At 71.3% G+C, this 20,197-nt stretch carries 19 protein-coding genes, 3 tRNA genes and 1 pseudogene; 13 read left to right on the top strand and 10 right to left on the bottom strand.

Annotated features, from left to right (window positions below; all coding sequences use genetic code 11):
* Positions 1-180 precede the first annotated feature (180 nt).
* Positions 181-1,235 (bottom strand): annotated as a pseudogene (locus NYE39_RS05790) (IS3 family transposase); the annotation flags it as partial.
* 117 nt (positions 1,236-1,352) lie between these two features.
* On the opposite strand from NYE39_RS05790, the gene NYE39_RS05785 reads away from it, so the two are divergent.
* Positions 1,353-1,850 (top strand): OsmC family protein, encoded by a 498-nt coding sequence (locus NYE39_RS05785; RefSeq protein ID WP_341012102.1) that lies wholly within the window; start codon positions 1,353-1,355, stop codon positions 1,848-1,850.
* Between the two features lie 9 nt (positions 1,851-1,859).
* Here the strand turns inward: NYE39_RS05785 and NYE39_RS05780 are convergent, their stop codons facing one another.
* From NYE39_RS05780 to NYE39_RS05765, 4 genes are read right to left on the bottom strand one after another with little or no spacing between them, the layout of a single operon-like run.
* Entirely contained in the window at positions 1,860-2,618 is a 759-nt protein-coding gene (locus NYE39_RS05780) for an energy-coupling factor ABC transporter ATP-binding protein (protein ID WP_341012101.1), read from the bottom strand.
* The gene (cbiQ, locus tag NYE39_RS05775; protein WP_072625083.1) at positions 2,615-3,379 is read right to left on the bottom strand and encodes a cobalt ECF transporter T component CbiQ; all 765 of its coding nucleotides are present in this window, start codon (positions 3,377-3,379) and stop codon (positions 2,615-2,617) included. Before cbiQ ends, NYE39_RS05780 begins: the two co-directional genes overlap by 4 nt.
* A gap of 1 nt (position 3,380) precedes the next feature.
* On the bottom strand, positions 3,381-3,680 hold the full coding sequence (locus NYE39_RS05770) for a PDGLE domain-containing protein (protein ID WP_072625082.1): 300 nt from the start codon (positions 3,678-3,680) through the stop codon (positions 3,381-3,383).
* Complete coding sequence (locus NYE39_RS05765) at positions 3,677-4,363, bottom strand: energy-coupling factor ABC transporter permease (protein WP_072625081.1); 687 nt, start codon at positions 4,361-4,363, stop codon at positions 3,677-3,679. Before NYE39_RS05765 ends, NYE39_RS05770 begins: the two co-directional genes overlap by 4 nt.
* Before the next feature lie 90 nt (positions 4,364-4,453).
* Here NYE39_RS05765 and bcp point away from each other — a divergent pair, with 90 nt between their 5' ends.
* From bcp to NYE39_RS05750, 3 genes are all read left to right on the top strand, one after another.
* Entirely contained in the window at positions 4,454-4,924 is a 471-nt protein-coding gene (gene bcp, locus NYE39_RS05760) for a thioredoxin-dependent thiol peroxidase (protein ID WP_072625080.1), read from the top strand.
* Between the two features lie 13 nt (positions 4,925-4,937).
* Positions 4,938-5,240, top strand: a complete 303-nt coding sequence (locus tag NYE39_RS05755; protein WP_072625079.1) for a DUF3618 domain-containing protein — start codon at positions 4,938-4,940, stop codon at positions 5,238-5,240.
* 144 nt (positions 5,241-5,384) lie between these two features.
* Positions 5,385-5,457: transfer RNA gene (locus NYE39_RS05750), tRNA-Lys, on the top strand.
* Between the two features lie 118 nt (positions 5,458-5,575).
* Here the strand turns inward: NYE39_RS05750 and NYE39_RS05745 are convergent.
* Entirely contained in the window at positions 5,576-6,418 is an 843-nt protein-coding gene (locus tag NYE39_RS05745) for a copper resistance CopC family protein (RefSeq protein WP_341012100.1), read from the bottom strand.
* A gap of 109 nt (positions 6,419-6,527) precedes the next feature.
* Between NYE39_RS05745 and NYE39_RS05740 the strand changes: the two genes are divergently transcribed.
* The 3 genes from NYE39_RS05740 (at position 6,528) to NYE39_RS05730 (ending at position 8,885) form a co-directional block, all read left to right on the top strand.
* Positions 6,528-6,603, top strand: a tRNA-His gene (locus tag NYE39_RS05740).
* A gap of 214 nt (positions 6,604-6,817) precedes the next feature.
* A complete protein-coding gene (locus tag NYE39_RS05735; RefSeq protein ID WP_072625077.1) occupies positions 6,818-7,876 on the top strand; it encodes a phosphatase PAP2 family protein in 1,059 nt (352 codons plus the stop codon).
* Positions 7,877-7,928: 52 nt separating this feature from the next.
* Positions 7,929-8,885 carry a bile acid:sodium symporter family protein gene (locus NYE39_RS05730; RefSeq protein ID WP_072625076.1) on the top strand — a complete coding sequence of 319 codons (957 nt, stop codon included), beginning with the start codon at positions 7,929-7,931 and terminating at the stop codon, positions 8,883-8,885.
* 9 nt (positions 8,886-8,894) lie between these two features.
* On the opposite strand, the gene orn is transcribed toward NYE39_RS05730, so the two are convergent.
* Positions 8,895-9,524 (bottom strand): oligoribonuclease, encoded by a 630-nt coding sequence (orn, locus tag NYE39_RS05725; RefSeq protein WP_341013367.1) that lies wholly within the window; start codon positions 9,522-9,524, stop codon positions 8,895-8,897.
* 295 nt (positions 9,525-9,819) lie between these two features.
* On the opposite strand from orn, the gene NYE39_RS05720 reads away from it, so the two are divergent.
* Positions 9,820-11,217, top strand: a complete 1,398-nt coding sequence (locus NYE39_RS05720; RefSeq protein ID WP_341012099.1) for a PrsW family intramembrane metalloprotease — start codon at positions 9,820-9,822, stop codon at positions 11,215-11,217.
* Between the two features lie 43 nt (positions 11,218-11,260).
* Here the strand turns inward: NYE39_RS05720 and NYE39_RS05715 are convergent, their stop codons facing one another.
* Positions 11,261-11,938: a 4'-phosphopantetheinyl transferase family protein gene (locus NYE39_RS05715; RefSeq protein WP_072625074.1), complete on the bottom strand. Its 678-nt coding sequence runs from the start codon at positions 11,936-11,938 to the stop codon at positions 11,261-11,263.
* A 79-nt stretch (positions 11,939-12,017) separates the two neighbouring features.
* On the opposite strand from NYE39_RS05715, the gene NYE39_RS05710 reads away from it, so the two are divergent.
* Positions 12,018-12,091 (top strand) — tRNA-Arg (locus NYE39_RS05710).
* A gap of 57 nt (positions 12,092-12,148) precedes the next feature.
* Here the strand turns inward: NYE39_RS05710 and NYE39_RS05705 are convergent.
* Positions 12,149-12,832, bottom strand: coding sequence for a YwaF family protein (locus NYE39_RS05705; protein ID WP_072625073.1), 684 nt, complete (start codon positions 12,830-12,832; stop codon positions 12,149-12,151).
* Positions 12,833-12,960: 128 nt separating this feature from the next.
* Between NYE39_RS05705 and NYE39_RS05700 the strand changes: the two genes are divergently transcribed.
* From NYE39_RS05700 to ettA, 4 genes are all read left to right on the top strand, one after another.
* Positions 12,961-14,679 (top strand): GTPase domain-containing protein, encoded by a 1,719-nt coding sequence (locus NYE39_RS05700; protein ID WP_083546124.1) that lies wholly within the window; start codon positions 12,961-12,963, stop codon positions 14,677-14,679.
* On the top strand, positions 14,676-16,328 hold the full coding sequence (locus tag NYE39_RS05695) for a GTPase family protein (RefSeq protein WP_072625072.1): 1,653 nt from the start codon (positions 14,676-14,678) through the stop codon (positions 16,326-16,328). The genes NYE39_RS05700 and NYE39_RS05695 overlap by 4 nt, the downstream gene beginning before the upstream one ends.
* Before the next feature lie 355 nt (positions 16,329-16,683).
* Positions 16,684-17,223: a single-stranded DNA-binding protein gene (locus NYE39_RS05690; RefSeq protein ID WP_072625070.1), complete on the top strand. Its 540-nt coding sequence runs from the start codon at positions 16,684-16,686 to the stop codon at positions 17,221-17,223.
* Positions 17,224-17,290: 67 nt separating this feature from the next.
* Positions 17,291-18,973, top strand: coding sequence for an energy-dependent translational throttle protein EttA (gene ettA / locus NYE39_RS05685; RefSeq protein ID WP_072625069.1), 1,683 nt, complete (start codon positions 17,291-17,293; stop codon positions 18,971-18,973).
* A 61-nt stretch (positions 18,974-19,034) separates the two neighbouring features.
* On the opposite strand, the gene NYE39_RS05680 is transcribed toward ettA, so the two are convergent.
* Complete coding sequence (locus NYE39_RS05680; RefSeq protein WP_445667085.1) at positions 19,035-20,177, bottom strand: macrolide family glycosyltransferase; 1,143 nt, start codon at positions 20,175-20,177, stop codon at positions 19,035-19,037.
* Between the last annotated feature and the right edge of the window lie 20 nt (positions 20,178-20,197).

Here is a 20,197-nt window from a genome sequence, read left to right as displayed (position 1 = left end):
GGCGGACAGGACTGCGATGAGGCCCTGGTCGAGTCAGGCTCCTATCAGGTCACTGCCCACCCGGCCAGCAGCCTGGTGAACGCCACCACCCGGGGCCGACACGTCAACGCGAGGGCACCCGCAGGGCCGGTCATAAGCAAGGGTCAGACCCCAGGTGGTGGCGCAGTCACGATGCTCGCAGTCGTAGGCGTCGCCAACCGACCCGATCGAGGGCCGGATCTCCTCCAGCGCCAAGTGCTCAGTCAGCCGCAGGCTCGTGTACTGGGACCCGGCGTCCGAGTGGTGGATCAACTCGCCCGGCTCGGTGGGGCGTCCCTCGCGGGTACGTTGCCACAGCGCCATCCGCAGCGGGATCATCACCAGATCGGTGTGCTTGGTGGCCGCGGCGTGCCAAGCCACGATCCGCTGGGCGTAAACATCGACGATGAACGCAACATAGGTGAAGCCGGCCCACGTTCTGACGTACGTGAAGTCGGTGACCCACACCCGGTTGGGGGCCGGCGCGGTGAAGTCACGATCGAGCAGATCACCGGCCCGTACGCCGTCCTTGGCCGGGATCGTGGTCCGAACGCCCTTGTCGCGCCGCACGCCACTCAACTCGAGTGCGCGCATCGCCCGGTCCACCGACCCGAGCGAGGCGTCGGCGATGACGGTGCGACGCACGTACGCGGTCATCTTCCGGCGCCCGTACAGACCCTCAGGCGTCAGCTTGTGGCGCCCGTGTCGGTCCAGCGACCACGCGATCTCGCGCACCGCATCCATCACGTGGGCGTCACTGATGGTCCGTGCGGCCACGGCCCGGTTGCTGCTCTTCCAGCTGCGGTAGGTCCGCGCAGCGATCTGACAGCCCTGCTCGCGCAGTACCCGGCAGACCGACTCGACCGCGTGGCCCTGGCTCCTCATGGCATCGATGAAGCCCATGATCAGCGGTTGCGGGGGTCGAGTTCCCCCACGAAGAAAGTCGTGGCCGCCTTCAGCACGGCCACGTCCTCGCGCAGGCGACGATTCTCGGCCTTCAGCCGTTTGATCTCGGCCGATTCCTCGCTCGTGGTGCCCTCCCGCCGACCCGCATCGACATCGGCCTGGATAACCCACCGACGCACCGACTCCTTGCCCACGCCCACCTGCTTGGCCACGGCCTGCGAGGCCGCCGTCAGGTTCGGGTACTCCCCACGGTGCTCCATCACCAGCCGCACGGCCCTGGCCTTCAACTCGGGATCGATCTTCTTCGGCATGCGCTCATCCTCCTGGACTCAAACAGGAGCGGCATCAAACCTGGGGCGCTTCAGGTTGGCAGCAGCCTCTTCCAGCAGTTCCTTTGTGTACTTCCTCCCCATGAATGAACTCTAGAGTTGACCACCGACAACGATTCTCGCTCAGGGAGGTGCCCGGTCAGCGACCACTCCTTCACCACGACCCTCGCGTGGTCGGGCTCGACGGGCGTCGGCTACGACGACTACTCCCGCGAGCACGAGCTGACGATGGCCTCGACGGCGACGCGCGCGAGCAGCGACGCTCCCTTCCGGGGCGACGCCAGCCTGCCCAACCCCGAGCAGCTCCTCGTCGCGGCGGCGAGTAGCTGCCAGATGCTCTCCTTCCTCGCCGTCGCCGCCCGGGCCCGGCTCGACGTCGTCGACTACCGGGACGAGGCCGTCGGGGAGATGCCGGAGGGCGAGCGGCCGATGTGGGTGACGCGCATCGTCCTGCGTCCGCACATCACCCTCGCTGCCCCGGCCCCCCGCGCCAAGGTCGAGCGGCTCGTCGAGGTCGCCCACCGGGAGTGCTTCATCGCGCAGAGCCTGCGCAGCGAGATCCTCCTCGAGCCGACCCTCGTCGGCATCAGCGACTGATCGCACCGGTCAGCCGCGCGTGCGCCCCGGCACCGACCGCGGGTCGAAGCCGTAGGGCAGCTCCAGCCGGTGCGCCGCCATGAGCTCGCCGTCCGAGAGCACCTCGCGTGTCGCGGCATCGGCGACCACCCTCCCTTCGGACAGCACGACCGAGCGCTCGCACAGCTGGAGGGCATAGGGCAGGTCGTGCGTGACCATGAGCACGGTGATGCCGAGCCCGTCGACGATCTCGGCGAGCTCGCGCCGCGACGCCGGGTCGAGGTTGCTGCTCGGCTCGTCGAGCACGAGGATCTCCGGTCGCATCGCGAGCACCGTCGCCACCGCAACCCGCCGCTTCTGCCCGAAAGACAGGTGGTGCGGGGGACGGTCGGCGACGTCGAGCATGCCGACGGCCGTAAGGGCCTCCTCGACCCGGGCGTCGACCTCGTGCGCCGACAGCCCGAGGTTGCGCGGGCCGAAGGCCACGTCCTGCGCCACGGTCGTCATGAAGAGCTGGTCGTCAGGGTCCTGGAAGACCACCCCGACCCGGCGCCGCACCTCGAGCAGGTGGTCGCGCTCGACCGGCAGCCCGGACACGGACACCGACCCGCTCGTCGGCGCGAGGATCCCGTTGAGGTGGAGCACGAGCGTGGTCTTGCCGGCGCCGTTGGGTCCGAGCAGGGCCACCCGCTCGCCGGGGTGGATGTGCAGGTCGACCCCGTCGAGGGCCCGGTGGCCGTCGGGGTAGACGTGGTGGAGGCCGTGCAGGTCGATGACGGGGGTGCTCACGAGGTCACCCTCGCAGCCGCGAGCACGAGTCCCGCAGTCAGGGGCAGCACGAGGGCGGCCGCCCACGTGCCGGCACTGACCGGCGCGTCGTCGCCGCCCCGCACGCGCCCGTCGAAGCCCCGCGAGAGCATCGCCAAGTGCACCCGCTCGCCGCGCTCGTAGCTGCGGACGAAGAGTGCCCCCGCGGTGCGCGCGAGCACCGGCCACGACCGCACCCCACCGCCCCGGAACCCGCGCGACTCCCGGGCCACCCGCATCGCCCGCAGCTGCCCGGTCACGATGTCGGCGTAGCGGACCATGAAGCCGAGGATGAGCACGAGCTGACCGGGCAGCCGCAGCCGTGCCAGCCCCGTGACGATGTCGGCCGGCTCGGTCGTCGCGGCGAGCAGCAGCGAGGCGCCGACGCCGAGCGTGCCCTTGGCCAGGAGGTTCCACGCGCCCCACAGCCCCGCCTCCGACAGCGACAGAGGCCCGACATCGATCCGCGGTCCGGTCGCGACGAAGGGCATGAGCAGCGCGAAGACGACGAAGGGCACCTCGACGAGCAGTCGCGGGGCCAGGTGCCGCAGCGGGACCCGGCTGGCGAGGACGGCACCCAGCAGGAGCAGTGCCTGCACCCCCAGGGCCCAGACCGCCTCTCGGGGGGTGAGCACGACCGCGACGACGTAGGCGAGGGTCGCGACGATCTTGACGTGCGCCGGCAGCGCGTGCAGCCGCGTGCGCCCGTGGGTGGTCAGCGCGTGGCCGTGCGGTCCGCCCACCTCAGTCGCGGCGGCGGACCAGCCGCAGCACGAGCCACATGACGGCGCCGGTGAGCGCGACGCCCACGATGCCCGCGACCGGACCCGACAGGGCGCCGCCCACCCCCTTCGTCTCGTAGTCGGCGAAGGGGGAACCCGCTGCGCCGTGGTCACCGGCGGCGTCGGCGAAACCAAGGGTCTCGGCGACGTGCTCGAGGCCGTCGGGGTGCCCGGAGGCCCAGGTGCTCACCACGGCAGCGAGGAGCAGGCAGACCACGAGACCACCGACGACGAGGGCGCGGGTCGAGATGCGCGATCTCATCGGACGGCCACCGCCTCGACGTCCGCGCCGCCCCGGGGCAGGTGCTCGGCGCCGCGCACGAGATCGGGCCGCACCCCCATGACGGCCGAGACGACGAGACCGGTGATGACCGCCTCCCCGATGCCGATGACGAGGTGCCAGCCGATCATCGCCGCGAAGAGCCCGCCGGCGTCGACCGGCGCCGTCCCCCCGACGAGGAAGAGGCCGGCGAAGACGGCGGCCGCCGCCGGGACGGAGACGAGGGCGCCGACGGCCGCGGCCACGGGCACGCTCCCGCCGCGCGAAGGGAGGACCGCCCGCGCCATCGCGAAGACGCCCCAACCGACCCAGACACCGACGAGCGCCATGAGCGTGATGTTGGTGCCGAGCGCGGTGAGCCCGCCGTCGGCGAAGACGAGCGCCTGGACGAGCAACACGACGGTGACGCACAGCGTGGCCGTCCACGGCCCGACGAGGACCGCGGCCAGGGCCCCACCGAGCAGGTGGCCGGACGTGCCGCCGGCGACGGGGAAGTTGATCATCTGCGCGGCGAAGACGAAGGTCGCGACGAGCCCCGCCAGGGGAGCGACCCGGTCGTCGAGGTCACCGCGGCTGCGTCGCAGCGACAACGCGACCCCGGCCACGGCCACGGCACCGGTGGCCACCGATGTCGGGGCGTCGAGGAAGGCGTCGGGGACGTGCACGGCTGCTCCTCCGCGGCGAACCGCTGGGGCGATAGGTTGGGTCCGCCTGACCCTAGTGCACCCCCAGACCCGAGACAGGAGATGCGATCCGTGGGCGAGAGACTCACCCCGGGCGATGCAGCCCCCGACTTCACCCTCCCTGACGACACCGGCGCGCAGGTCACGCTGAGCGACCTGCGCGGCAAGCGCGTCATCGTCTACTTCTACCCGGCGGCGATGACCCCCGGGTGCACCAAGCAGGCCTGCGACTTCAGCGACTCCCTCGAGGCGCTCCGGGCCGCCGACACCGAGGTCGTCGGCATCTCGCCCGACAGTCCCGACAAGCTGGCCCGCTTCCGCGAGCGCGACGGGCTGACCATCACCCTCCTCTCCGACGCGGACAAGTCGGTGATGACGGCCTGGGGCGCTTATGGTGAGAAGAAGTTGTACGGCAAGGTCGTCGAGGGAGTGATTCGCTCGACGATCGTCGTCGGACCCGATGGCGTGGTGACCCACGCCCAGTACAACGTCAAGGCGACGGGCCACGTGGCCCGCATCCGCCGCGACCTCGGTATCGAGTAGGACAGGACCCCACGTGAGCAATGACAACCCGAGCATGACCAAGCTCGAGAACGACATCATCACGACCCGTGACCGACTGGCCCAGACGATCGACGAGCTGACGGTCCGCGCGGCGCCCAAGAACGTCGTCGCCCGGCAGAAGGCGCAGGCGAGGGCCTCCTTCGCCCAGGCGACCCGGACCGAGTCCGGTGAGCTGCGCATGGACCGCGTGGCCATCGCGGCCGCCGCAGTCGTCGGTCTCGTCGTGCTCAAGGCGATCTCCACCAGCCGCAAGCACAAGAAGTGGGAGCGCCAGCGCGCCAAGCGCTCCTGGTGAGCTCTGTACCGCGTCGAAGGGGGTCGCACCGGCGGGTGCGGTCCCCTTCGTCATGCCCGGCCGGGCGCCTCGTCAGGCCCCGGCATCCCTGTCGCGGAGTCGATTTCGTCCCTGCGTCATCGTGGTGCTAATGTTTCTCCTCGCGCGCCAATAGCTCAATTGGCAGAGCAGCTGACTCTTAATCAGCGGGTTCGGGGTTCGAGTCCCTGTTGGCGCACAGTGTCGAAGGCCCGGTTTTCCGGGCCTTTCGCATGTCCGGGTCCGGTTGTCCCGTCGACGACGCAGGGCCCCACCGCGATGCGGTGGGGCCCTGCGTCGTGTCGGCCGGGAGCGGGTCAGCCGCGCCACTCCTCGAGGTCGACGTGCTCGTCCTCCTCGGTGTCGCGCCGGCCGCGCAGGGCCAGCCCGATGCCCGCGAGGACCACGAGGACGGCACCGATGATCGCGGCCCAGCCCCAGGCGGGGAAGCCGCCGCTGCTCGAGGTGTCGTCGCCCTCGACGGGCGCCGCGGTGTCGCTGGACGTGCTCGAGCCCTCACCGCTCGGCTCGGTCTCGCCGTCACCGGAGGTGCTCGAGGAGCTGCTGGAGCTCGAGGTGCTCGTCGACGACGGCTCGCTCGTCGAGGAGCTCGGGGCGCTCGTGCTCGTCGGAGCCGACGTCGTGGACTCGCTCGGGGGCGGCGGGGTGGTCGCGCTCGAGCTGGGGGAGTCGCTCGTTGCGCCACCACCCGAGGTCGTGGTCTCGCTGGAGCCGTCGTCACCGGCGCCGGTGTCACCACCGGGCGGGGCGTAGGTGAAGGAGAGGGACCCGCTGATGGGGTGCCCGTCGGCGCTCACGACCTTGTAGGTGACGGTGTAGGAGCCGGACTTCAGCGAGGACTTGATCGGCTGGTAGACGGTGTTGCCCTCGATCTCGAGGTCCCCGTCGGTGACGTCGGTCGACCCGCTCTTGACGCTCACCTGGTTGAGCCCGTCCTTGATCGGCTCGTTGAAGCGCAGCATGATCTCCGGCGGCGTGGCCGTGAGCGTCGAATCGTCCTTGGGGCTCGAGGCCTCCAGCCGCGCGTGCGCTGCGGCGGGGGAAGCCAGGGTGACCATCGTCGCGAGCATCGCTGCGAGAGCGAGGATCGCGGTCGTGCCACGGGCGAAGGGGGGTGCGGTCCGGGGTGTCGTCGTCACCTGACCCATCGTGCCCGATGTGCCTGCGCGGTCGCTGGAGGTGGGTGGTCATGAGCACCCTCCGAGAGCAGGTACGATGGTCCGCGCTGCCTTAGACAGGCGGTACATGGTGGGTATAGCTCAGCTGGTAGAGCACCGCGTTGTGGTCGCGGGTGTCGCGGGTTCAAGTCCCGTTACTCACCCCAGCAGTCGAACGGCCCCGGGCAACCGGGGCCGTTCGCATGTCCGGCGGCGTCGAGCGGCCTCGGGATCGCGTGTTCTTGGTCACGGGATCAGGTGCGCGATCGACGTGAACTCCCGATGAATATAGGCCGTCCGGCGCCTCGGCAGGGCACCAATACGACACGTTTCGGCACGTCGAGTTAACCTTTGCGACGATTTCAGGCCATTATTGTTCGGATGCAGACCGTACGCAGCTGGCCCTACACCGTCGCTGTGGTCGTCTCGATGCTCGTCGGGGTGGCCGCAGTCGTCGGCACCTACTCTCTCGGGATTCCGATCAAGGACCCCGAGGGCTTCCTCGGCCCCGCATACGTGCGGCTGCCCCTCCTGGCGCTCCTCCTCTTCGGTATCGGCCTGGTCATCGCCGGTGCCCGCCGACGCGGCTGGCGACAGCTGCGGCAGGGCATGGTCGAGGTGGCCCGCTACGAGTGGAGCCTGGGCCGCATCATCTACATCGCGACCGGCCTGCTCACCTTCTACGTCTGCTACGTCGGGTACCGCAACCTCAAGAGCGTCCTGCCTGTCTACCGCGAAGGCGTCCTCTACGACCGCCAGCTGCTCGAGGTCGACAAGTGGCTCTTCGGTGGCACCGACCCGGCCGTGATCCTGCACGCGATCTTCGGTGTCGACCTGACGGCGGGCGTGCTCTCCTTCGTCTACCTGCTCTACCTGCCCCTCGTGCCGGTGAGCCTCATGGCCGTGCTCGTCCTGTGCCGTGACCTGGCCGTCGGCGCCTGGTACGCCACCGCGCTCAGCCTCAACTGGGTCCTCGGTGCGATGAGCTACTACGTCCTGCCGGCGCTCGGGCCCATCTACGCCCGGCCCGACCTCTTCTCGACGCTGCCCGACACCGGGGTGAGCGACCTGCAACAAGCCCTGTTGAGCAACCGCCTCGAGTTCCTCGCCGACCCGATCGCGAGCGACGCGATCCAGGGTGTCGCGGCCTTCGCCTCGCTGCACGTCTCGGTGACCTTCGCGCTCGCGCTCTTCCTCCAGCGCACCGGCCAGTCGCGCTCGCTGCGGATCGCTGCGTGGACCTTCTTCGGCCTGACCTTCGTCGCGACGATCTACTTCGGCTGGCACTACGTGCTCGACAACCTTGCGGGCGTGCTCATCGGCTACCTCGCCGTCGTCATCGGCGGCTGGGCCACCGGTCAGCGCGGCGGCCGGGTCGGCGGTGCCGTGGTGACGACCAAGGAGAGCGAGCCGGCGCCGTCGCTCGTCAACGCCGCCTGATCGACGTCCGTCGGCGGGCGTTCGCGACGCCGCGTGTGTACGGCGACCGACCGTGAGTTCGCAGCCTGCCGTCGCCACGGCCACCGAGGAGCGCAGCGGCTACATCGCCGTCCTGGTCTTCCCCCTGCTCATCGTCGCCGGGGGAGTGATCGGCTACCTGGCCGCTGACACCGTCTCCGGGGCGGCCCCCTTCGTCAACCCGCTGCTCGGGCTCGTGATGTTCACGATGGGTCTGACCCTGCGCCCGGCCGACTTCGCGCTCGTCGTGCGACGTCCGCTGCCGGTCGTCCTCGGGGTGATCGCCCAGTACGTCATGATGCCGTTGTGCGCGGTGCTCGTGGTGAGTCTGCTGGGCCTGCCCTCCGAGCTGGCCGCGGGCGTGATCCTCGTCGGGTGCGCCCCGGGCGGCACCGCCTCCAACGTCGTGTCCTATCTGGCGCGTGGTGACGTGGCTCTGTCCGTGGCGATGACCTCGCTCTCGACGCTCCTCGCCCCGCTCCTCACGCCGCTGCTCACGCTGTGGCTGGCCGGGCGCTACATGCCGCTCGACGGGGCGGGGATGGCCCGCACCATCGTGACGATCGTCCTGCTGCCCGTCATCGCCGGGATCATCGTGCGCCTGCTGCTCGCGCCGCTCGCCGAGGCCCTGCTGCCGGTCCTGCCGTGGCTGTCGGTGGCCGCGATCTCGATCATCGTCGCGATCGTCGTCTCGGGCAGCGCCGACGCCATGCTCTCGGCCGGTGCCCTCGTCCTCGTGGCGGTCACCGCACACAACCTGCTCGGCATGGCGCTGGGCTACGGCGCTGCCACGCTGGCGCGGCTGCCCGTCGCGGCCCGTCGCACCACGGGCATCGAGGTCGGCATGCAGAACTCCGGACTCGCCGCCGGCCTGGCGGCGCAGTACATGGACCCGCTCTCGGCCCTGCCGGGTGCCGTCTTCTCCGTCTGGCACAACGTCTCGGGTGCCCTCTTCGCCGCCTGGTGCCGGCGGCGCGACCGGCGGTCGTAGGACCGCCCGTCAGCCCACTTGGTGGCGCGCGGCGATCTCCTTGAGCTCCGCGGTCTCCAGCCCCGGCTGCGGACGGAAGACCGCCTCGCGGTAGTAGCGCAGCTCGGCGATCGACTCGGTGATGTCGGCGAGGGCGCGGTGGCCACCGTTCTTGTCCGGGGCGGCGAAGTGGGCCCGCGGGTACCACCGTCGGGAGAGCTCCTTGATCGAGGAGACGTCGATCATCCGGTAGTGCAGGTGCGCCTCGAGACCGGGCATGTCACGCACGAGGAAAGCCCGGTCGGTGGCGACGCTGTTGCCTCCCAGGGGCGCCTTGCCCGCGTCGGGGACGACCTGACGGATGTGCGCCAGGACCGCCTCCTCCGCCTCGGCCAGGGTGGTCCCCTCGGCCAGGACGTCGAGCAGTCCCGAGGTCGTGTGCATCTCCCGGACGAAGTCGTTCATCTGCGTCAGCGCGGCCTCCGGCGGGCGGATGACGATGTCGATGCCCTCGTCGAGCTGGTTGAGCTCGTAGTCGGTGATCAGCGCCGCGACCTCGATGAGGGCGTCGTGCTCGAGGGAGAGCCCGGTCATCTCGCAGTCGATCCACACGATGCGCTCGGACGAGTTCGAAGTCGATGAAGTCACGTCCGCCACCATATCCACCGGGGCAGATGGGTAGTCCTCCCCACCGACGCAAGGGAGTTGGCGCACTAGCGTGTGGGCCATGACGACGCCACCTCCTCCGCCCTCCGGGCAGCCTCCGGCTCCCGCCGGGCCTCCGCCGCCCCCTCCGGCCGCCGCCCCCCGGACGGCGACGCCGCCACCGCCGCCCGTGGGTCAGCAGCCCCCGCCGTCTCCGACCGGGCAGCAGCCGTCGCCGCCTCCGGGCCAGCCCGCGCCACCGTCCCAACCGTCCGAGGACACCCTCAGCCGGCGGCTGCTGCGACGTACGGTGCCGGACGAGCCCGAGTGGTACCGCACGGCGACTCGGTCGGTGCTGCTGGCCGAGGAGGAGGCCCGGACCGACTCCCGGGCCAAGGTGCTCGAGCAGCAGCGTGCCTACGAGGAGCAGCAGCGTCTGGCCCAGCAGGCCCAGGCGCAGCAGCAGGTCCAGCAGGCCTACGCCCACCCGGGTGGCGCGCATCAGCAGGCCCAGGCCGCGCTCGCCTACCAGCAGGCACAGCAGGCGGCCTGGCTGCAGCAGCAGAGCTACTCGGCCCACTACGTCACGGCGCAGGCACAGGCCAATCCGACGCCCCGGCCGACGCTGCGCACGTGGATCCTCGGCGGGATCGTCATCGTGCTCTCCCTCATCGGTGCCGGGCTCATGGCACTGATCATCGGGGCGGAGTCGGGCGTGCTGGCGACCCTGGTCGGCCTGCTCTTCGCCCTCATCCCCCTCGTCTTCGTGCTGCCCCTCTTCCTGTGGCTCGACCGCTTCGAGGCTGAGCCGTGGCGTTACCTCGCCACGGCCTTCCTCTACGGCGCCTTCGGGTCGACCCTCGCGGCGCTCGTCCTCAACTCCCTGGGTGGGTTCGTCCTGATGGGCTACACCGACGCGGAGTCCGCCAACGTGCTGAGCGCGGTCTTCATCGCACCGCTCACGGAGGAGACCTTCAAGGGGCTCTTCCTGCTCGTCATGTGGTGGTTCATGCGCAAGGAGTTCAACGGCCTGACCGACGGCATCGTCTACGCCGGCATCGTCGCCGCGGGCTTCGCCTTCACCGAGAACATCCTCTACCTCGGGCGGGCCCTCGACCAGGGCGGCACCGAGGCACTGCTCGGCACCTTCGCCCTCCGCGGGCTCGTCAGCCCCTTCTGCCACCCGATGTTCACCGCCATGACGGGCATCGGGGTCGGCATGGCCTCGCTGTCGCGCCAGACCCCGGTGAAGATCATCGCTCCCTTCGTCGGGTGGTGCGCGGCGGTGCTGCTCCACGGCCTGTGGAACCTCGGCGCCTCCGCCGGAGCCACCGGGCTCGTCGTCAACCTCTCCTTCGGCTTCGTCGTCTTCGTCGTCTTCGTGGCCTTCGTCGTGTGGACCCGACAGCGCGAGGGCAAGGTCATCGGTCAGCACCTGCTGCCCTATGCCGACTCCGGGTGGATCTCCCGCGACGAGGTCTCGATGCTCTCGTCGATGAAGGAACGGCGAGTGGCCCGCCGCTGGGCCCGGGCCCGTGGTGGCAGCAGTGCCGTGCAGTCGATGCGCTCCTTCCAGGACACGGCCTCCGAGCTCGCGCTGCTGCGATTCCGGACGCTGCGCCACGAGGCGGACCACGAGTCGCTGCACAAGGAGCGGGTGCTCCTGGACTCGATGACGGCCCGGCGACGGGAGTTCGCCGGAGCCTGACCGCGCCGGCGGGAGCAGCCCGGCCGATGCGGGTCGGGGCGGGTCAGACCGCCTCGACCCGCAGGTCGTCCCCGGTGAGGGCGGCGACGGCCGCCCGGTGGTCGGGCGTCGTCGGGTCGACGTCGGCGAGGGCGATCATCGGTGGGCGGGGCTCGTCGGCGCGCCAGTCGACGAGCCGCGCCGGGTCGCGCGGAGCGGACACGAGCACCTCGGAGGGGTCGACAACCAGGCCACGACCGGTGGCCTTGAGCACGGCCTCCTTGCGGGCCCACACCCGGGCGCGTGCGACGAGCAGGTCGTGCCCGTCGAGTCCGTCGAAGCCGGCCACCTCGTCGCGGGCCAGGGTCGCCCCGGCGAAGCCCTCGAAGTCGGCGTCGGTGAGGTCCTCGATGTCGACCCCGACCTCGACCCCCTCGGCGACGGCGACGATCGCGCTCGCACTGGTGTAGGAGAGCGAGAAGTGCCAGTCGGGGACGTCGCGCAGGCTCGGCTTGCCGTGCTGCTCGCTGCCGCAGGTGGTGCAGCGGCGGGCGAAGGTCAACCCGGCGGGGTCGCGGTCGAGGAGCTCGCCGAGCACCCGGCGCACCAGGGCATGACCCGTGACGAAGGGAGCTGCCTCCCGTTTGCGCCCGGCCCGGGCCCGCTCGCCGTCGTCGAGGATCGCCAGGTCGTCGGGGGAGTCGGTGACTCCCCTCTCGCGCACCACGATCCGGACGGACATGGTGCCGATGATGGCAGGTCGTCCCGCTCATTACACTGAAACCGCTCGGGTCGTGGACATGTCCCGTTCTCTCGGGCATGCCTCCGTAGCTCAGCTGGACAGAGCAAGGGCCTTCTAATCCCTAGGTCGCAGGTTCGAGTCCTGCCGGGGGCGCCGACCTCCTCGGCGCCGATCTCGTCGACGCCGCTGCCGCCCGTCAGCCGGTCGTCGTCACCGGTGCTGGCGGGTCCACGGCCAGGTCATCAGGGCCCACACGAGGGCGACGATGACGACCTCCACGGCGAGGTAGACCGGCCACGGGCCGAGGAGGTCGAGCAGCGATCCCGTGCCCGGCTTGCCGTTGACGAAGCCGTAGTTGGTGCCGAGCAGCAGGTTGAGCGGGTAGAGCACGAGCATCCACGTCGCGGTGAGCGCCACCGTGCGGCGGTAGCCGGACCAGTCCGGCCGGTGACCGAGCCCGAAGGTGAGGAAGACGGCGGCCCAGACGACGAGGATGTGCATGGCCCAGAAGACGACGAACCGCGGGTCGGGGAAGTCGGCGGCCAGCGCCGGGGTGACGAGCGCCTGCGGCGTGAGGAGCAGTCCCCACAGGTAGGTCACGCAGATCGCGGTGTGGTTGCGGGTCCACAGGGCGATGACGGCGACGAGCGCCGCCAGGTCGCACAGCTGCAGCGGCAGGCTGACCCCGAGCTGGAAGTTGCCCGGCAGGTGGTCGAGGACCTGCAGCGGCAGCACCGCCGCGACGAGGACGAGCGCGAATCCTCGGGCGACCAGCTGGGGACGCGCACGGGCGTGGCGACCCAGCAGCACCATCAGCGGGAGCCCCACGAGGAAGATCCCGATCATCGCCAGGTGGGAGGTGCCCATCGCCTCGAAGCGGTCCGCGCCGGTCATGGCCCGATCCTCCCGCGGCGGGGGACGAAGGGGGTGAGTACCGCGCCCCACCCGTGGGTCAGGTCCGACGCGCGCACGGGTGCGCGTCCACGTCGAGCAGACCCCCTTCGCTGGATAGGGTGTGCCGCATGGGTGAGATGCCGAGGGGACAGGACGACAGCACACTCCTGACCCGGGTGACGGCGCTGCGTGACGAGGTCGAGCGGAGCCGGCTGACGCTCGATCTGCCGAGCACCCGGCAGGCGCAGTCCGAGCGGCAGGCGCTGCTCGACCAGCTCGACGACTACGTGATCCCCAGACTCCAGTCGATGGACGCCCCGCTGCTCGCCGTCGTCGGTGGGTCGACGGGGTCGGGCAAGTCCACCCTCGTCAACTCCATCCTGCGCCGTGAGGTGAGCCGTTCGGGCGTGCTGCGCCCGACGACGACGAGTCCCGTGCTCATCCACCACCCCGACGACGAGCGGTGGTTCCGCGACGCGCGGGTCCTCCCTTCGCTCGCCCGGGTCACCGGGGGCGACGCCGAGCCGCAGCCCGGCACCGTCCGGCTCACCCCGTCGACGACGCTGCCGCCGGGCATGGCGATCCTCGACGCACCCGACATCGACTCGGTCGTCTCGGCCAACCGCGAGCTGGCGGCGCAGCTGCTGTCCGCTGCCGACCTGTGGCTCTTCGTCACGACGGCCGCGCGCTACGCCGACGCGATCCCGTGGCAGCTGCTGCGGCAGGCCTCCGACCGGGGGACCGCCGTCGCGATCGTCCTCGACCGCGTCGACCGTCCCGCGATGACCGACGTGCGCTCCCACCTCATCGAGATGCTGCGCGAGCAGGGGCTCGAGACGGCGCCGGTCTTCGCGGTGCCCGAGACCGAGCTGGATCCGCAGGGCCTGATCCCCGAGCCCGACATCGAGCGCGTGCGCGGCTGGCTCACCGCCCTGGCCGGCGACCAGCGGGCCCGCACGATCGTCATCCGGCAGACCCTGCAGGGGGCCCTGCGCTCGCTCGACGGGCGGGCGGCCGCGGTCATCGACGCGGCGCGGTCCCAGCGCGAGCAGACCACCTCGCTGACCCAGGTCGCCTACGACGCCTACGACACCGCCGAGCAGGGCGTGAGCGACGGCATGCAGGACGGCCAGCTGCTGCGCGGCGAGGTGCTCGCCCGGTGGCAGGAGTTCGTCGGGACGGGCGAGTTCTTCCGCAAGGTCGAGAAGGGCGTCTCACGCCTGCGCGACCGGGTCACCTCGGCCGTCTCCGGCGGGCCGCCACCGGCCGCCGAGCTCGACCAGGCCCTGCACACCGGGGTCAGCGCCCTGATCCTCGCCGAGGCCGACACCGCCGCGGCGACCATCGCCCGGACCTGGCGTGGCACCGAGGCCGGCCCCGTCGTCCTCGACGACCACCCCGAGCTCGGCCACTCGTCGCGCGGCCTCGAGAGCGACGTCGAGCGGCTCGTGCGTGACTGGCAGGGCGACGTCCTCGACATCGTGCGGGCCGAGGGCGGCAACCGCCGCACCAATGCCCGCATCGCGGCCTACGGGGTCAACGGCATCGGCCTCTTCCTCATGCTCGTCTCCTTCGCCCACACCGGCGGCGTGCTCGTCGCCCCCGAGGTGGCCATCGCCGGCGGCACGACCGCCCTCGCACAAAAGGTCCTCGAGGCGATCTTCGGTGACCAGGCCGTGCGCGACATGGCCCGCAAGGCGCGCCAGCTGCTCCTCGACCGGGTCGTCGAGCTCTACGCCGCCGAGCGCGACCGCTACACCGCGGTGGTCGGTGACCTCAGCGTCAGCGAGGCCCAGATCCGCCGGCTCGAGCAGGCGGCTGCCGCGGTCGGGGAGGAGACCCGATGAGCCCGCGCAACCCCCTTCGCCGTGGTGACACCCCGCAGGCCCTGACGGTCGACGAGCTGAGCGCCCGCGCCGATGCCTTGGCCGGCGCCGTCGAGACGGGCGGCGAGCGGTTGGAGCGTGGGGCGGCGCACCGGGCGACGGCCGTCGTCGACAAGGTGCGCGAGCGCAACTCCCTCGTCGGCGGCCACACCGTCGTCGCGCTCGCCGGGGCGACCGGGTCGGGCAAGTCCTCGCTCTTCAATGCCCTCGTCGGGGCGGACATCGCCCGGGTCGGGCAGCGGCGTCCCACGACGTCGACGCCGACCGCCGCGGTGTGGGGGACCGAGCCGGCGGGAGCGCTGCTCGACTGGCTCTCCGTGGGCACCCGACACCAGGTGACTGAGCCCGGCGACCTCGACGGTCTGGTCCTGGTGGACCTCCCCGACTTCGACTCGCGCGAGTCGGCTCACCGCGAGGAGGCGCAGCGGATCCTCGAGCTCGTCGACGTCTTCGTGTGGGTGACCGACCCGCAGAAGTACGCCGATGCGGTGCTCCACGACGACTACGTCGCCGTGCTGCGCGACTACGGGGCCGTGACGATCGTCGTGCTCAACCAGGTCGACCGGCTGCCGCCCGGTGGCGAGGAGCAGATCGCCGCCGACCTGGCGCGCCTGCTCGAGCGTGACGGGCTCCAGCAGCACGAGGTCATCGGCACCTCGACCCGCACCGGGGTCGGCCTCGACGCACTTCGCTCACGGCTGCACGACGCCGTCGAGCAATCCGACGCCGCCCGCCACCGGCTGGGCGCCGACCTGCGCACCGCGGCCGGCGGCCTGCTCGACTCGGTGGGGGAGAGCGGCGCCGGGGTGCCCGACCGCGCCCGCGACGAGCTCGTCGACGCGCTCGCCCGCAGCGCCGGGGTCCCGACCGTCGTCGACGCCGTCGCCCGCGACTTCCGGATGGAGTCGTGGGCCCGCACCGGGTGGCCCTTCACCCGCTGGGTGCGCGCCGTCCGCCCGGCACCGCTCAAGCGGCTGCGGCTCGACCGCGATGTCGCGGGGTCACCGGACATCACCGAGCAGGACGTACGTGCCGTGCTCGGTCGTTCCTCGATTCCGTCGCCGGCGCCGGCGGCCCGAGCCGCGGTCGACCTCGCCGCCCGGCGCATCGGTACCAGTGCCGGCGAGGGGCTGCCGACGCGGTGGGCCGACGCGGTCGCCGACGCTGCGCGCCCTGCCGACGCCGACCTCGCCGACGAGCTCGACCAGGCGGTGCTGCGCACCTCGCTGCGGGGTCGCAAGCCGCTCTGGTGGGCGGTCCTCGGCCCGCTGCAGGTCGTGCTCGCGCTCGCGGCGCTGGCCGGGCTCGTGTGGCTCGTCGTCATCGCGCTCGCGGGGTGGCTGCAGCTACCCGACGTCCCGACCGCCGACATCGGACCCTTCGCGATGCCCTTCCTGCTGCTCGTCGGCGGCCTGCTCGCCGGGCTGCTGCTCGCGGCGATCGCGCGCTGGCTGGCCGCGATCGGTGCCCGCAAGCGGGCCGCGACGGTCGACAAGCGGTTGCGTCGGGCGATCGGCGAGGTGGGCGATGCCCGCGTCGTCGAGCCGGTCGAGCAGGTGCTGTCCCAGCACGACCGGACCCGCGCGGGCATCGAGCGCGCCCTGGGGTGAGGACACCCGGCGCCGTGGGGCTCAGTCCGACGGCAGCAGGGCCGCACCCTCGCCCTTGAGCCCGTGCGCGGCGCGGGCCGAAGTCGGCGACGTCCTTGACGCTCCAGCCCGCGCACAGGGACGGGTGCTCCCACTCCTCGGGGGCCAGGTTCTCGAGGGTGCCGGCCAGCGCTCCTCGTGGATGAGCGCCCAGAGGCGGGACCGATCCATGCCCACCATCGTCCTCTTCCCCAGTCCTGAGCGGTAGACCCCGGTCGTCCACAACCTGCGCCGGGTGCGGCTGCGCCCCCTTCGTCTCGGTGAGTCTGGGTGCACGGACCCGCCGACCGCGGTGGGTGGGGAGAGAGGACAGATCATGAACGAAGTCGAGATCACCGTCGCCGGCCGAGTCGTCGCCGACCCGGAGCACCGGGAGACCGGTCAGGGGCGGACCTTCACGACCTTCCGCATCGCCTCGACGGTGCGTCGGCGCAACCGCGAGGGGGTCTTCGTCGACGTGTCGACGAGCTTCTACAACGTCGCGGCCTTCCGCTCGCTGGGGATGAACTCGCATGGCTCGCTGCGCAAGGGCGACCCCGTCGTCGTCCACGGTCGGTTGACCATCAACTCGTGGCAGCGGGCCGACGACTCCTGGGGCAGCTCGGCCGACATCGAGGCGGTGAGCGTCGGGCACGACCTGACCTTCGGCACCACCGAGTACGCCAAGGCCGCCCGGGGTGTCGTCGACAGCCTCGCGCAGGAGGCCGGCGCGCACGGACTGGACCGGATGACCGAGCGCTACGAGCAGGGCGAGGGCCCTGCGTGGGGCGGCCCGGCACCGTCGACCACGCCGGACGGTGAGACCTCCGCCGGCGAGGGCGAAGGGGAGGACACGCCCGTCGCCGTGCCGGCCTGACCGGTCGGTCGGGGCGCGGAGCCGGGGAGGATTCGGGCGAGGGGGCAGGAGTGGATAGCCTGCCCCCATGGCCGACTACATCTACACCATGGTCCGTGCGCGCAAGGCGCACAACGAGAAGGTCATCCTCGATGACGTCTCGATGTCCTTCTTCCCCGGAGCCAAGATCGGGATGGTCGGGCCCAACGGGGCCGGAAAGTCGACCATTCTCAAGATCATGGCCGGGCTCGACCAGCCGAGCAACGGCGAGGCGCAGCTCAAGCCGGGCGCGACCGTGGGCATCCTGCTGCAGGAGCCGCCACTCAACGAGGACAAGACCGTCCTGGGCAATGTCGAGGAGGGCGCGGGCGAGATCAAGGCCAAGCTCGACCGCTACAACGAGATCTCCGAGCTGATGACCGAGCCCGACGCCGACTTCGACGCGCTCATGGACGAGATGGGCAAGCTCCAGGAGGACATCGACCACGCCGACGCCTGGGACCTCGACTCCCAGCTCGAGCAGGCGATGGACGCGCTGCGCTGCCCGCCGCCGGACGCCGACGTCACCGTGCTCTCCGGTGGTGAGCGCCGCCGCGTCGCGCTGTGCAAGCTGCTCCTGCAGAAGCCCGACCTGCTCCTGCTCGACGAGCCGACCAACCACCTCGACGCCGAGTCCGTGCTCTGGCTCGAGCAGCACCTCGCGTCCTACCCGGGCGCCGTCGTCGCCGTGACGCACGACCGCTACTTCATGGACAACGTCGCGCAGTGGATCGCCGAGGTCGACCGCGGCCGGCTCTACCCCTACGAGGGCAACTACTCGACCTACCTGGAGAAGAAGCAGGAGCGCCTGCAGATCCAGGGCAAGAAGGACGCCAAACTCGCCAAGCGGCTGAAGAACGAGCTCGAGTGGGTGCGTTCCAACCCCAAGGCCCGCCAGACGAAGAACAAGGCGCGTCTCGAGCGCTACGAGGAGATGGCGGCCGAGGCCGACCGGACCCGCAAGCTCGACTTCGAGGAGATCCAGATCCCGCCGGGCCCGCGCCTGGGCAGCAAGGTCATCGAGGTCAAGGGCCTGAAGAAGGGCTTCGACGACCGCGTGCTCATCGAGGACCTGTCCTTCTCCCTGCCGCGCAACGGCATCGTCGGCATCATCGGTCCCAACGGCGTCGGCAAGACCACCCTCTTCAAGACCATCGTCGGCATCGAGGAGCCGGACGCGGGCGTCGTCGACATCGGCGACACGGTCAAGCTCTCCTACGTCGACCAGAACCGCGGCGGCATCGACCCGGAGAAGAACGTCTGGGAGGTCGTCTCCGACGGGCTCGACCACATCCAGGTCGGCCAGGTCGAGATCCCCTCGCGTGCCTACGTCAGCCAGTTCGGCTTCAAGGGTCCGGACCAGCAGAAGAAGTCGGGCGTGCTCTCCGGTGGTGAGCGCAACCGTCTCAACCTGGCGCTGACGCTCAAGCAGGGCGGCAACGTCCTGCTCCTCGACGAGCCGACCAACGACCTCGACGTCGAGACCCTGGGTTCGCTCGAAAATGCGCTGCTCGACTTCCCGGGCTGTGCCGTGGTCATCTCCCACGACCGGTGGTTCCTCGACCGCGTCGCGACGCACATCCTCGCCTACGAGGGCACCGAGGAGAACCCGGCGAGCTGGTACTGGTTCGAGGGCAACTTCGAGGGCTACGAGGCCAACAAGATCGAGCGCCTCGGCGAGGAGGCGGCGCGTCCGCACCGCGTGACGCACCGCCGCCTGACCCGCGACTGAGGTCTCGCCGCACGACGACGGGCGCTCACCCCTGCCGGGGGTGGACGCCCGTCGCGTTGGGCTACCGCAGCTCGGCCTCGACGAGGTCGGCCGCCCGTGAGGTGCCCCCCTCGGCCCGTGTCTGGTGTGCCAGCTCGGCCAGCCGAGCGGCGACGTCGCGGTCCGCGAGGAGCTCGTCGCCCGCGGTACGCAGGGCCTCGGCCGTCGCGTCGGCGGTGTCGATCCGCCGCGCCACGCCGAGCCCGACGAGGGTGTCGGCATTGGCGAACTGGTCGACGTCCTGCGGGACGGCGATCATCGGGGTCGCGGTGAGCAGGCCCTCACCGGAGCCGCCCATCCCGGCATGGGTGACGAAGAGGTCGGCCTCGCGCAGGATCGCCAGCTGGGGCACCCACCGGTGGACCTCGACGCCGTCGGGGAGCGCACCCAGCACGTCGATGTCGACCCGTCGCCCGACCTGCAGCACGAGGTGCCAGCCGGGGCGACCGCCGAAGGCGGCCACGCACTCCCGGTAGAAGTCCGGCTGATCGGTGTAGCTGGAGCCGAGCGAGACGAGCACGACGACCTCGGCGCCGTCCGGGCGCTGCCACGACCCCTGGTCGGCGCGCTCGCCGATGCAGGGACCGACGAAGGAGATCCGCCGCTCGTCGACCCGGTCGGCGTGTGGTTGCATCACCCGGGGGACCAGGGCCAGCGCCCGGGGAGGGGTGCCGGCGAAGGCGTCCGGGTCGTGCGTCGTGGCCCCCGACCTCTCGAGCCAGGTGGCGAAGTCCGCCCGGTACTCCGCGGCGCCGGGCAGCGCCATGATCTGGTCGCCGACCTCCTGCGCGTAGCCCTCCCAGGCGACATAGGTCGGTGACAGCTGGACGAAGGGAGCCCCCTGCGCCTCGGCGAGCACGCGCCCTCCGTAGCCACCGATGTCGGCGAGGTAGAGGTCGGCGGGGTCGGCGGTGAAGTGCTCGCGGACCTGCTCCAGACCCTGCACGGCGTCCTCGAGGAAGATCCGCATGGCGGCGATCGGGTCGTCCGGCCAGTCGCCCTCGGGCAGGGTCGAGGTGCACGGCACGAGCTGCGCCCCCGTGTCCTCGACCAGCTCGCGCTGGTGCGGGTCGTTGACGACGCTCACCCGGTGCCCGCGGGCAACGAGCTCGCGCAGGATCTCCAGGCTGGGCAGGGTGTGGCTGACGGCGTCGACGCCGAACATCGCGATGTGGGCCATGCCCC

This window comes from Janibacter sp. FSL W8-0316, assembly GCF_038004165.1.
Lineage (GTDB): Bacteria > Actinomycetota > Actinomycetes > Actinomycetales > Dermatophilaceae > Janibacter > Janibacter indicus.
This window is presented reverse-complemented; position numbering and strand designations above follow the sequence as displayed.

Coding starts and splice junctions, on each gene's coding strand:
- NYE39_RS05770 (WP_072625082.1), bottom strand. CDS start 3,680: ATGAGATCGCGCATCTCGACCCGCGCCCTCGTCGTCGGTGGTCTCGTG.
- NYE39_RS05735 (WP_072625077.1), top strand. CDS start 6,818: ATGCAGACCGTACGCAGCTGGCCCTACACCGTCGCTGTGGTCGTCTCG.
- orn (WP_341013367.1), bottom strand. CDS start 9,524: ATGGTGGCGGACGTGACTTCATCGACTTCGAACTCGTCCGAGCGCATC.
- NYE39_RS05715 (WP_072625074.1), bottom strand. CDS start 11,938: ATGTCCGTCCGGATCGTGGTGCGCGAGAGGGGAGTCACCGACTCCCCC.
- NYE39_RS05705 (WP_072625073.1), bottom strand. CDS start 12,832: ATGACCGGCGCGGACCGCTTCGAGGCGATGGGCACCTCCCACCTGGCG.
- NYE39_RS05700 (WP_083546124.1), top strand. CDS start 12,961: ATGGGTGAGATGCCGAGGGGACAGGACGACAGCACACTCCTGACCCGG.
- NYE39_RS05695 (WP_072625072.1), top strand. CDS start 14,676: ATGAGCCCGCGCAACCCCCTTCGCCGTGGTGACACCCCGCAGGCCCTG.
- NYE39_RS05690 (WP_072625070.1), top strand. CDS start 16,684: ATGAACGAAGTCGAGATCACCGTCGCCGGCCGAGTCGTCGCCGACCCG.
- ettA (WP_072625069.1), top strand. CDS start 17,291: ATGGCCGACTACATCTACACCATGGTCCGTGCGCGCAAGGCGCACAAC.
- NYE39_RS05680 (WP_445667085.1), bottom strand. CDS start 20,177: ATGTTCGGCGTCGACGCCGTCAGCCACACCCTGCCCAGCCTGGAGATC.